Annotated in this window: 4 protein-coding genes; 1 reads left to right on the forward strand and 3 read right to left on the reverse strand. The window is 47.6% G+C overall.

All coding sequences use genetic code 11. The features are described from left to right. The first annotated feature begins 172 nt into the window (after positions 1-172). Positions 173-1,264: an IS630 family transposase gene (locus H6F73_RS15555; RefSeq protein ID WP_190759684.1), complete on the forward strand. Its 1,092-nt coding sequence runs from the start codon at positions 173-175 to the stop codon at positions 1,262-1,264. A gap of 152 nt (positions 1,265-1,416) precedes the next feature. On the opposite strand, the gene H6F73_RS15560 is transcribed toward H6F73_RS15555, so the two are convergent. From H6F73_RS15560 to H6F73_RS15570, 3 genes are all read right to left on the reverse strand, one after another. After that, positions 1,417-7,623: a CHAT domain-containing protein gene (locus H6F73_RS15560; RefSeq protein ID WP_199330614.1), complete on the reverse strand. Its 6,207-nt coding sequence runs from the start codon at positions 7,621-7,623 to the stop codon at positions 1,417-1,419. Positions 7,624-7,816: 193 nt separating this feature from the next. After that, positions 7,817-9,994 carry a caspase family protein gene (locus H6F73_RS15565; RefSeq protein ID WP_190759686.1) on the reverse strand — a complete coding sequence of 726 codons (2,178 nt, stop codon included), beginning with the start codon at positions 9,992-9,994 and terminating at the stop codon, positions 7,817-7,819. Between the two features lie 29 nt (positions 9,995-10,023). Next, on the reverse strand, positions 10,024-12,453 hold the full coding sequence (locus H6F73_RS15570; RefSeq protein WP_190759687.1) for a CHAT domain-containing tetratricopeptide repeat protein: 2,430 nt from the start codon (positions 12,451-12,453) through the stop codon (positions 10,024-10,026). Between the last annotated feature and the right edge of the window lie 78 nt (positions 12,454-12,531).

The following is a 12,531-nucleotide window of genomic DNA, read 5'->3' on the forward strand; positions in this document are numbered from 1 at the left end:
AGCTCACAAATATTCTTTTTTTCCACTTTTGCCTACTTGTGCCACGCCTAAACTTGGGATTCTCAGTCTCTTCGTTGCTTTTCTCTTGGGTTTTCGGCTGCTTGAACTATTAATACCAAATCCGTTTATGATAAGGTACTTATAATTCAGTCCGGCAAAAAAGTAAAAAGCAATGCCCAGAAAAGCGCATCTAGCCAATCATCTCAAAGAAGATGAACTGAAACAAAAGTATATAACAAGTCAAGACCCAGTGGAAGCAAGGAGATGGCACGTCATCTGGCTCGTAGCTATAGGATGGACAATCAAAAACAGTGCCCTAGCCGTAGGACTAGATTACCAATACGCCAAAAAGATGATTAAAAGATATAACGAGCTAGGAGCCGAAGGAGTTAAAAATCAGCGGAAAAAAGCCCAGAAACATCTGCGAGGAAAAGCGCCATTATTAAATGAGCAACAACTGCAAAAGTTAGTCGCCCAACTGCGCTCAAGACCCGCAGATGGAGGAATTTGGACTGGGCCAAAAGTAGCGAGGTGGATAGAAAAAGAAACCAGGCGGCCAAAAGTTGCCAATCAAAGAGGGTGGGATTATCTAAAAAAGTGCAATCACTCCTGGCAAAGGCCAAGACCGAAGCATCGACAGGGGGATGAACAAGCCCAGGAGGAATTTAAACAACAGTTGCCCCTCAAAGTTAAACAACTGCAACAGAAACATCCCCAAGCCCAAATAGAAGTCTGGTTTTTTGATGAGCATAGGGTGGGTCTCAAGCCCATACTGAGAAAGGTGTGGTCGCCCAGAGGAGAAAGACCCATAGCCCTAGTACAGCCTCGGTATGAATGGCTATATGTTTATGGATTTGTGGAGCCAAAAACAGGCCGAACTTTTTGGTATTTGATTCCCAGAGTCAATACCAAGTGGTTCAACCTTGTCTTGAAGACATTTGCCGTCGAAGCTGGGGCCTCAAACGAAAAAATTATTCTCTTAGTTGAAGATAGAGCCGGATGGCATACCAGTCCAAAAGTTCAGTTACCAACTGGTCTTATTGGAGAATTTCTGCCTCCCTATTCTCCGGAATTGCAAAGAGCCGAAAGATTATGGTCTTTAGTAGATGAACCTTTAGTGAATCAGCATTTTGAAAGTCTTGAGCAGTTAGAAGATGTATTAGCTACCAGATGTTGTGTGCTTCAACAAATGACTGAGGAAATCAAACATCTGACCCATTATCATTGGTTGAATTATAGTGACGCTATTAGTAGTCCAACATAACCGGATTTGGTATAAGTGGCTTAATCCCAAAGTGGCTAAACTTGAGCCGGCAAATTCTCAGAAATAACGATGTTTCATTATCTTTCTTCCTTCTTTTATTTTAAAATCGTCAGGAAACACCCTTGCGTTTGCCCTCTTCATCTTACGTTCAATTAATCGGCTTCTCCTATTAAGGTAAAAGCCGCCCAAGCTCTGGGGTTATTTGGGTATTTTTCTATCATTTTGAGCATGGCTTGACGTAAAGCTTGGGCTTTATCGAGTTGCTTTTGATTGAGATTGATATAAAATTCGCTCATTAATTCAGCCGTGGGTGCATCGGGAACTGCCCAGAGGGAGACAATGACACTAGGGATGCCGGCAGTAATAAATGAGCGAGATAAACCGATGACACCATCGCCCGTGATGCGCCCACTTCCGGTGTTGCAAGCACTCAGGACAACTAATGAGGCATTGAGCTTGAGTTCAAGAATTTCTTGTGCCGTGAGCAATCCGTTATCAGTGTCGGTGGGAGCAAGCGCGATCGCACTTTTCAATCCTTGGACGTTATCGAGTATTCCATGCGTTGCCAGGTGGATAATTCGGGCAGAAGGGAGCTTGGGCAAAATCGCAGCTTTTGTGGCGCTAGAGCCTGTCAGCGCTTGAGTGTTCAACAGAGTTGCTATGGCTTTTGCTTCCTTTTCTGCACCTTGTAAAGGCGGTAATTGTTGCGGTAGTTCCCCAATGGTAAGCGCCGCCTTGGGCATCGTTGGATTGCCCACCACTAATGCATCGTTGCCTCGTGTCGCTACCTGTTGGCGTTGCTGGTGGGTTAGTTGCAATACCTGAATGGAGGGGGCAGTAACAATAGTGTGTTTCTCAATCAAGTATTTGCCTGATTCATCTTGCAGTGCAGCAAAGGGAACCAGGAACAGTTCTTGATGCGGGATGAAGATAACGCGATCGTTCGCGTCGGTGGGCAGAAGATCGGCGATGGGTTTGATAACTAGGTTGTGGAGTTGCTGCAAGCGTTGAGTTTGGTCGGGTTCTGGCTTGGCAACTACTTTCATCTCAATTATGCTACTACCCCTGCTAACACCAATGGCTTCACGGCTAATGGTAACGAACTCTGTAAGCGTTAGATTCTCTTTCTGCCATAGGGGTTTAAGGTCGCTGCGACGAAATGTTATTTCACCTGTTGGTTTGATGACCCAGATATAGAGTTCTGATTCTTTGGTTTGTTCTTTACCTTGAACTTTGAAAGTATCGGAAATAATCGAATATTCAACGAGAGTAGCCTTTTGGTCTTTGGCAATTTGTTTAAGAAGCTCAATATTGGGTGGAGTAATGGGTTGCTCTTTTTGGTCAGGAGATATTCGAGAATTTAGTAATTCCACAAAAGCTCGCGCCCTTCCTCGTTCGGCAATTTCCAGAGCTTCTTTGGGTTTATTTTGAGCAATCAAAATTTCTTGCAGCAGGCGGTAAGTCCGAGCTTGCTTTTCAAAGATTGATACTTTATTGGCATCATCTAATTTAGTTCGCAGATTTTCCCAAATCTCAATGGCCCTGCGTAGGTGTTGTTCGGCTTCTGGGAGATTGCCAGCTTGACGCAGAGCATTAGCAAGATTATTTAAAGCATTGGCTTCGCCTTCTTTGTCTTCCTGTTGCCGTGCTTTTTCTAAGCTCTGCTGGTGTAATTCGATTGCCTTTGCCGTGTCGCCAAGAGCTAGGTAAGTATTTCCTAAACCTGCCAGGGCTTCAATTGGGCTAAATTCTTCAGTCTCTTTGTAGTATTGAAGGGCTTTGTTATAGTCACCCAAGGACTGGTAAATTCTGGCCAAATTTACTTTATTTTCTGTTATGCCGGAACCGTTTTTCTGGGATTCGTCAATGGCTAATGCTTGCAAGTAGTCTTTAATTGCTTCGTTAGATTTGCCTTGGGCATTGTAAGCATTGCCTCGACCTCGAAGAACCTCTGCTTGGCTTTTTGTGTCTGGGTTCTGCTCTAAGATTTTTAAGGCGTCGTTGTAGTACTGAATGGCTTTGTCATAGTCAGCTAAGGTATTGTAAACACTTCCCAGATTTGAGAGATTCTTTACCTGCCTTTCGGGGTAATTGAATTCTTTAGCGACTTGCAAAGCTTTGGAGTAGGAGTCAATGGCATTGGTATAGTCGCCGAGGCAATAGTAAGCATTACCCAGTTTTTGCAGAATATAAGCTTCGTTTTCCTTGTCGGCGATTTCTCGGTAGATTTTTAATGCTTGTTGCCAAGGTGATAATGCTGTAGAACAATTGGGGGCGTAAAATTCTAAATCTCGCAGTTTGTCTGCTTCCACTTGTGGGGAGGTAAGGGATTGTGTAACTAACTCTAGGCTGGCTATTTGCTTGCCAGATAAGTTCCACACACGGGCAGTGCCATCATCAGATGCAGTGACAATACGCTGTCCATCTGAGCTAAAACTGACACTGTTGACCCTGTCCTGATGCCCTTTGAGTTCTAGTATCAAGTTGCCAGACAAATCCCATACACGGGCTATGCCGTCATCAGATGCACTGACAAGGCGTTGTCCATCCGGGCTAAAACTAGCGACAGTCTGCTGTCTATCCGGCTCAAAAGGGGGAATGTCGATATAGGTATTACGCCCAGTAAGTGTTGTTTTGCCCGAAATATCCCAAATACGGGCGCTGCCGTCATCAGATGCAGTGACAATGTGCTTGCCATCTGGGCTAAAACTCGCACTGAAGACATGTAACTGATGCCCTCTGAGTTCCGCTAGCAACTTGCCGGAAGTATCCCACACATAGGCATTGTCATCCCAGGAAGCAGTGACAATCAGCTTGCCATCCGGGCTAAAACTCGCACTGTTGAAATCACTTCCATGCCCTTTAAGTTCCCTTAGCAGTTTACCGGAGGTATCCCACACACGGGCGGTTTTGTCCTTGGATGCAGTGACAATCAGCTTGCCATCTGGGCTAAAACTCGCGCTTCTGACAGGATCAGTATGCCCTTTGAGTTCGGAGAGCAGCTTGCCCGAAGTATCCCACACACGAGCGGTGTTGTCCCAGGATGCAGTGACAATCAGCTTGCTATCCGGGCTAAAACTGGCACTTTCGACACCGTGCTGATGCCCCTTGAGTTCGGAGAGCAACTTACCGGAAGTATCCCACACATGGGCAATTAAGCCAGAGGCGGTGACAATCAGCTTACTATCCGGGCTAAAACTGGCACTTGTGACATTGGGCGGCACCTCCTTGAATTCTGCCAGCAGTTTGCCGGAAGTATCCCACACACGAATGATGCCACCAGTGTCTGTGGTGAGAATCCGTTGTCCATCCGAACTAAAACTGGCATTGATGACACTCTCATTACCCTTGAGTTCCACCAGCAGCTTGCCGGAAGTATCCCAGATACGGGCAGTACGAGATGCAATGAGAATCCGCTGTTCATCTGGACTAAAACTGACACTCAGAACAGCGCCAGTATGCCCCTTGAATTCTGCAAGTAGCTTGCCATAGGTGTTCCACATACGAGCAGTGCCGCTGCTCCTCTTTGCGCCATTGTCTGCGGTGAGAATCCGTTGTCCATCCCGACTAAAACTGACTCTGATTACACTGCCGTCATGTCCCTTGAGTTCGGAGAGCAGCTTACCGGAAGTATCCCATACACGGGCGATTTTCCAGGAGCCAGTGACAATGCGCTGTCCATCCGGGCTAAAACTGGCACTGTTGACACGATACTGATGCCCTTTAAGTTCTGCAAGTAGCTTGCCGTTTATATCCCACACACGGGCAGTACCATCAGAGGATGCAGTGACAATCCGCTTACCATCCGGGCTGAAACTAGAACTGTCGAAGTCCAATTGCCCGTTGAGTTTTGCCAAGAGCTTGCCGGAAGTATCCCACACATAAGTAGCACCGTCAGCAGATGAGGTGGCAATATGTTGTCCATCTGGGCTAAAAGTAGCTCTCCAAACCCTATTCTGATGCCCTTTAAGTTCTGCTAGCAGCTTGCCGGAAGTATCCCACACACGAGCGGTGCCATCATCAGATGCAGTGACAATTCGCTTGCCATCCGGGCTGAAATTAGCACTATTGACACTGCTAGTATGCCCTTTGAGTTCCGCCAACATTTTGCCGTTTGTATCCCACACACGGGCTATGCCATCATCAGATGCAGTGACAATCCGTTGTCCATCTGGGCTAAAACTGGCACTGTTGACACTGTCAGTATGCTCTCTTAGCTCGACCAATACCTTGCCGTTTGTATCCCACACACGGGCTATACAATCAGAGGATGTAGTGAGAATTCGTTGTCCATCTGGGCTAAAGCTCGCTCTTTGGATAGTGCTATTCCTGTTTGTCTGAGATCGCTTTTCTTTTGTTATGGGGGAAGAAGGGGTTTCAATCGGTCTGAATTGAGCTAACAGCTCGTCTGAAACATACCACACACGGGCAGTTTTGTCAGATGATGTGGTAACAATCCGTTGTCCATCTGGGCTAAAACTGACACTTTCGACAATTCCTTGATGCCCTTTGAGTTCCGCCAGCAGCTTGCCCGAAGTATTCCACACACGGGCAGTGCCATCATAAGATGCAGTAACAATCCGTTGTCCATCTGGGCTAAAACTAGCACTTTCGCCAAGTCCCTGATTCCCAGTAAGTTTTGCTAGCAGCCTGCCTGAACTATCCCACACACGGGCTGTACCATCAGAGGATGCAGAGGATGTGGTGACAATCCGTTGTCCATCCGGACTAAAACTGGCACGGTCAACACTTCCCTGATGCCCAGTAAGTTCTGCTAGCAGCTTGCCCGAAATATCCCACACACGGGCGGTTTTGTCATAGGAGGCGGTGACAATCTGTTGTCCATCCGGGCTAAAACTGGCACTCACGACAAAGTCCTGATGTCCTTTAAGTTCTGCTAGCAGTTTTCCCGAAATATCCCATATGCGGGCGGTGCCGTCATAGGATGAGGTGACAATCCGCTTGCCATCTGGGCTAAATCTGGCAGTTGTGACGTTGTCAGTATGCCCTTTGAGTTCAAAGAGCAGCTTGCCCGAAATATCCCACACACGGGCGGTTCTGTCATAGGATGAAGTGACAATCCGCTTACCATCCGGGCTAAAACTGGCACTGTTGAGGTCTCCCTGATGTCCTTTGAGGACAGCTACCAGCTTGCCCGAAATATCCCACACACGAGCTGTGGTATCCCAGGAAGCAGTGACAACTAGCTTGCCATCTGGGCTAAAACTGACATTACTAATAAACTCCTTATGCCCAGTAAATTCTGCTAGCAAGTTACCCGAAGTGTTCCACACACGGGTTTTGTCAGCAGATGTGGTAACAATCCGCTTGCCATCCGGGCTAAAGCTAGCCCTGGATACAGAAACTTGATGCCCATGAACTTCAGTTACCAGCTTGCTTGACAAATTCCACACACGGGCTGTGCTGTCATTAGATACGGTAACAATCCGCTTGCCATCCGGGCTAAAACTGGCACTGTTAACACCGTCCTCATGCTGTTGGAGTTTGGCTAGCAGCTTGCCCGAAACGCTCCACATCAGAGCTATTCTGTCAACGGATGCAGTGACGATTCGTTGCCCATCCGCGCTAAAACTAGCACTCAAAACACTGTCAGTATGCCCCTTAAGTTTCACCAACTGCTTACCCGACAAATTCCAGACACGGGCAGTTTTATCATCCGATGCCGTAACAATCCGCTGCCCATCCGGACTAAAACTCGCACTCCAGACGGTATCAGTATGCCCAGTCAGTTCCGCTAATGGCTTGCCAGATAAGTCCCACACGCGAGCAGTTTTGTCAGCCGATGCCGTGACTATCCGCAAGCCATCTGGACTAAAACTCGCACTGTAGACACTCCCCTCATGTCCTTTGATTTCCACCAACTGCTTGCCCGAAGCATCCCATATCCGCACAATTTGGTCAGCACCGGCAGTGACAATACGCTCTCCATCGGGACTAAAACAGGCACTATATACATTACCTTGATGCCCAGTCAGTTCCAGAAGCTGTTTGCCCAACAAATCCCACACACGGGCAGTCCCGTCAAACGATGCAGTGACAATGCGCTGTCCATCCGGACTAAAACCGGCACTCCTGACACTCGCTGAATGCCCTCGTAGTTCGGCTATTGGCTTGCCTGAGATATCCCACACACGGGCTGTACCATCCGTGCCGGCGGTGACAACCAGCTTGCCATCCGGGCTAAAACTGGCGCTGTTGACACTGCCCTCATGCCCAGTCAGTTGAGCTTCCTCTGCGATGTAATCAACAAAGCTACCTGACACAGCAGAATTGGTGGCAGGATTTTGGTCTACATTCTGGTCATTGGGGGTTTGCGCGATCGCCTTTTGTGTAGTCAATAGTGTTAGCGAATTGACAGGCACAGGGATTGAGACACTTAAGGCGAACAAGGGGAGAAACAATAGACTAATTTTCTGTAGACGCATGAATCTCAACTTGGGAGAGTGTGGGCGGGATTATCTTCTGGAAACCTATATCTTCACAGCCTTGAACTTATGCACTCTTCAAGCCTACAGTTAGCACTCTGCTCCCTCAGCTCACCTCAAAAGTAATTGACAAAGTAGCCATATCAGAAGCACTCACGGGTTTTGCTGCTACTGCACCGAGGCCGCGATCGCGACTCAAATCATTGAGCAAATCGCCAATCACATCAACTGGCTCTCTCAGTTCCATCGGTCCCTCACTTCGCTTCAGTTCAGCCGCTAGAGATGCTAATGTTTTGGCAGCATTTTTTAGGGGCGAACGGCTGGCAATGACCAGTGCTTCCCCAGTTCCTTTTTGTATCGCTTTCAACTGAAGTTGTTCTGGGTCACCAATCAGCAGCGTTTGATTTGGCTCCAATCGCATCGACTCTTCAGAAGCCGGCCACTGATAGGGAAATACCACCACTAACCCTCCAGTGGAATCAATCAGTAGCGTGGTGAAGTAGAGAGCGCTATTCTCGCGGTTGGTAACCCGAAATTGAAATAGTTGGTTGAGTGGTAACTTTTTAGAATAACTTTGTCCTGACTCTCGACGATCATTCCTCGCTCGCCCTGTAGAAGTCCTGGCAAGGGGTTGATTCGGTTGCCCCACCAAGTTCATCGAAACTTCCATATCCAGTTCGGAGGCACCGGCATTGAGAGTCATCTTGATAATGCGAGCAGCCAAGAGAGCTTTGAGTTTGGATTCGAGACGCTCAACCGCCTTTGTTACGGTTTCCCCCGGTTCGCCAAAGGATTCCGGCACGGGTTCGAGTCCTTCTGTAAATAAACCGATACTGTCTGTTGCCGGCAGGTTGGCTACTTGTTGCTGCTGCAATTTTCGCTCGTAAGGAACCGTCATGCGACTGAAGATATATTGCACCCCTCCCGGATAAGGTACGTTTCCCGGTTCTGCGGGTATGGCTTCCAAGCGATTGATGCTCAAGAGCGCCTGTTTAGCGGTATTCGTCTCGCCTGCCAGGGAAGGGTCGAGTCCGATGCTTAATTTCAAAGAAGCTGGTATGATTCGACTTGCTTCTTGTAAGAGCATTCCTGGTTGTAGAGATGCGATCGCACCCTTCTCCACTAGCTTGGCTTCCCCCCTTAAGCCGGTACGGGGAGACACCAATTCCAATTGTCCCGATGGTTGCCCTTTGTCATTGATGATCGCAAACGTAGCACCAGGTTGGAAAGCTTCCAGACTTTCTTTATCTACTCCCCCCAACCACAAGGTTGCCTTATCGCCTTCTACTTTAGTAATTACGGCATCGGTGGGTGGAACGGGTTTGTTGATAAAGTAGACTGGCTGATTGAGACTGCCATCGGCTTGAGGGGCTTGAGGGGAAAGCGATTTTATGCTGTTAGTTAGCTGAGCGATTGCACTCTCCACATTATCCGTTTGCTGCCAGAGATACTGCGTCATTAGGTAGGTAAACGCACCGGCAGAAAAGTCACCCAAATTGGCATCCAAAGCTTCTTCATCGCGTTGAGCAGAAGCAAAGACAACTCCTTTAGCTACCCCCGCACAGCGCCGACGGGCGAGTTCTTCAGGAGAAAGTTGCAACTGTTCCATCCAGCGTTTTTGATAGGCAATTTCTTCAGGACTGGGTTTGAGTCCATCGCCAGGTATAGAGCGAACTCGAAAGTTACCACGAGTGCCGCCGCCAGAGTAACAACTATCCAACACTGCCGTGACATTTTCTGTTTTTAAAGCGGACATCAACAGAAACAGCGTGCGTCCCATAATATCCTGTGCGACGCCATTTTTTCCGTCATTGGCTGGCACTAAGGTGCTGTTAAAATTATCATTTCTGCACGTTTGGATGGGGTCGGGTTCGGGGAGTCGGGAACCGTGACCGGAAAAATGGAAAACAACTACATCTCCCGGTTTTGCCTGCTCAATTAAGTGTTTTTCAAAGGTAGTTAAAATGTTTTGGCGAGTAGGCTGCTTGTCTGGGGTTTCATTGCTGGTTAATTTGAGAATATCGTTGGGTTTGAAGCCAAAACAGTGAATAAGAAGTTCTTGCTGTAAGTCCACATCAGTGACGCACCCCTGTAGATTGGCGAATCTCTGGCTGTTTGGATACTGATTAATTCCTACCAAGAGTGCCAGCTTGCGAGGAGTGTTTTGTGCGAGAACTTTAGCGTAGCGATTTCCTTTGTTGATAATATCCAATTGGCTGAAACCGAGGGTCGCTAAGGTTGAGCCAGCAAATTGTAAGAAATGACGGCGAGAAATGCGGGACATAATTAACTTCTCCTCTAATGGCCAAATGCTTACTCGGCTTCACCGATGAGGGTAAAAGCTGCCCAAGCTCTAGGGTTGTTGCGGTGTTTTTCCATCATTTTGAGCATGGCTTGGCGCAAGGCTTGGGCTTTATCGAGTTTCTTTTGGTAGAGATTAGTATAAAACTCGGTCATTAACTCGGCAGTGGGAGCATCGGGAACTGCCCAGAGGGAGACAATGACGCTGGGGATGCCGGCAGTAATAAATGAACGAGATAAACCGATGACTCCATCGCCGGTGATTTTTCCTCTGCCGGTGTTACAAGCACTTAGAACTAATAATTCAGCATTGAGCCGGCGATCTAGATTGAAGATTTCTTCAGCAGTGAGCAGTCCGTTGTTTTGGCTATTATTACCGGCTGCTGCTAAGGCAATAGCACCTTCTAATGGCTGCTGTTCGTTAAAAATACCGTGGGTGGCTAGATGAATGATTCGTGCGTTCGATAGCTGTTGCAAAACAGCAGGCTCGGTAGCTCCAGAGCCAATGAGCGGTTGAGTATTCAGCAGTTGAGCAACTTGTTTTGCTTCTTTTTCTGCACCGAATAGAGGTGAAAATCCAGCCGGCATGGGACTAGGATTGCCCACGACTAGCGCTCCTTGTCCTGAACGGGAAACGTTTTGCCGTTGCTGGTGGGTTAACTCCAGCATTTGAATTGAAGGTGCGGTGAGAATTGTATGTTTTTCGACTAAATACTTGCCCTCTGAGTCCATCAGCGCTGGAAAGGGAACGCGGAACAGCTCTTGATGAGGAATAAAGATGACGTGCGAGTTGGGTTCAGTGGGCAACACGTCGGCAATCGGCTGAATTAAGAGTTGATGTAGTTCTTTTAAGGATTTAATTTGACGTTGAGGATCGGCTGTTGGATTGGCGACAGTGACTTCAAAAATGCCGTTGCGATCTTCGCCGACTCCCAAAGATTCGAGGGTTTGGGCAACGAGTTTTTGTAGTTGTGTACTCCCTCCTGTTGCTTCTAGAGATTTGAGGTCAAGCTGACGAAATGTTACTTTGCCGTTAGGCGAGATGACCCAAATATAGAGTTCTGATTTTTCTTCGTCTGTGAAATTAAAAATCGAATATTCAACGAGTGTGGTGTTTTGCTGTTGGGCATTTTTTTTAAGGTGATCAAGGCTAGGAGGCTTGATAATGGTTGGTGTATCTGGTTGCGGAGATAACCTCTTAGTTAATAATTCCACAAAGGCACGGGCGCGTCCCCGCTCGGAAATTTCCAGAGCTTTATCAGTTTTAGTCTGGGAGATGAGGACTTTTTGCAACCAGAGGTAGGTGTTACGTTGCGTCTCAAAAAACGACACTTTATTTCTATCGTCTAAATCGCGGCTTCGTTGAGATTCCTTCACATTCATTGCTGCAATTAGAGTTTGCTCTGCCGCAGCAACATTGCCTTGTTTGAAGTAAGCAATCCCTAAATTGTTCAGCGCATGGCCCTCAATTCGACGGTCATCAATTACCCGCACGATTGCCAAACTCTGCTGATAATACTCAATCGCTTTGGCATAGTCTCCCAGGAACTCGTAAGCAATACCCAGATTGCCCAGCGCTGCTCCCTGACTTTGAGAGTCTCTAATCTCATTTGCGATCACCAACAGTTGCTGATAATACTCAATCGCTCTGGTGTAATCTCCCAGGTTGTTGTAAACAAGACCTAGGTTACCCAGGACCGCGCCCTCAGTTTCACGGTCACCAATTGCTCGTGCGATGGTCAAACTCTGCTGATAATGCTTAATTGCTTGGGCATAGTCTCCCAGGGAATCGTAAGCAACACCTAGCATATTCAGCGCCTTGCCCTCAGTTTGACGGTCACGAATCGCCCGTGCGATGGTCAAACTCTGCTGATAATACTCAATCGCTTTCGGGTAGTCTCCCAGGTTATTGTAAGCAATACCCAGATTGCCTAGCGGCCCTACCTCTCTGTTACGGTCAGGAATCGCCCGCGCAATGATCAAACTCTGCTGGAGATACTCAATCGCTTTCGGGTAGTCTCCTAGGTTGTTGTAAGCAAAACCCAGAATGTTCAGCGCCCATGCCTCAGTTTGACGGTCACGAATCGCCCGCACGATGGTCAAACTTTGCTGGAGATACTCAATTGCTTTGGCGTTGTCTCTTAGCTTTAGGTAACCAAGACCCAGATTGACCAGCGCTGCCGCCTCGCCTTGACGGTTTTTGATTCCCCGGTAGATACTCAACGCCTGTTGCCATGACTGTAGTGCAGCTTCAAATTCACTTGCATTTAACTGCTCACCACCTTGGTCTAACAGGTTGTCAGCTTGCGCCTTCCGTGCCTCCGACGTTTGAGCTACTACAGGAGACGTCGCGAATCGCTCCGGAAAACCGAGTCGCAAAGTTTGTGAGGCAAGGAGAAATACAGTGGTAGAGGCACTCAGTAAAAATTTTTTCAATCGCATAGCTTTTAGGGTTCAATTGCACCGTGGAATACAATTACCGACATATATCTTTGAGCAGGGGGAACTTATGCAAAAACT

Source organism: Microcoleus sp. FACHB-68 (assembly GCF_014695715.1).
In the GTDB taxonomy this organism is placed as follows: Bacteria; Cyanobacteriota; Cyanobacteriia; order Cyanobacteriales; family Oscillatoriaceae; genus FACHB-68.

Coding starts and splice junctions, on each gene's coding strand:
- H6F73_RS15555 (WP_190759684.1), top strand. CDS start 173: ATGCCCAGAAAAGCGCATCTAGCCAATCATCTCAAAGAAGATGAACTG.
- H6F73_RS15565 (WP_190759686.1), bottom strand. CDS start 9,994: ATGTCCCGCATTTCTCGCCGTCATTTCTTACAATTTGCTGGCTCAACC.
- H6F73_RS15570 (WP_190759687.1), bottom strand. CDS start 12,453: ATGCGATTGAAAAAATTTTTACTGAGTGCCTCTACCACTGTATTTCTC.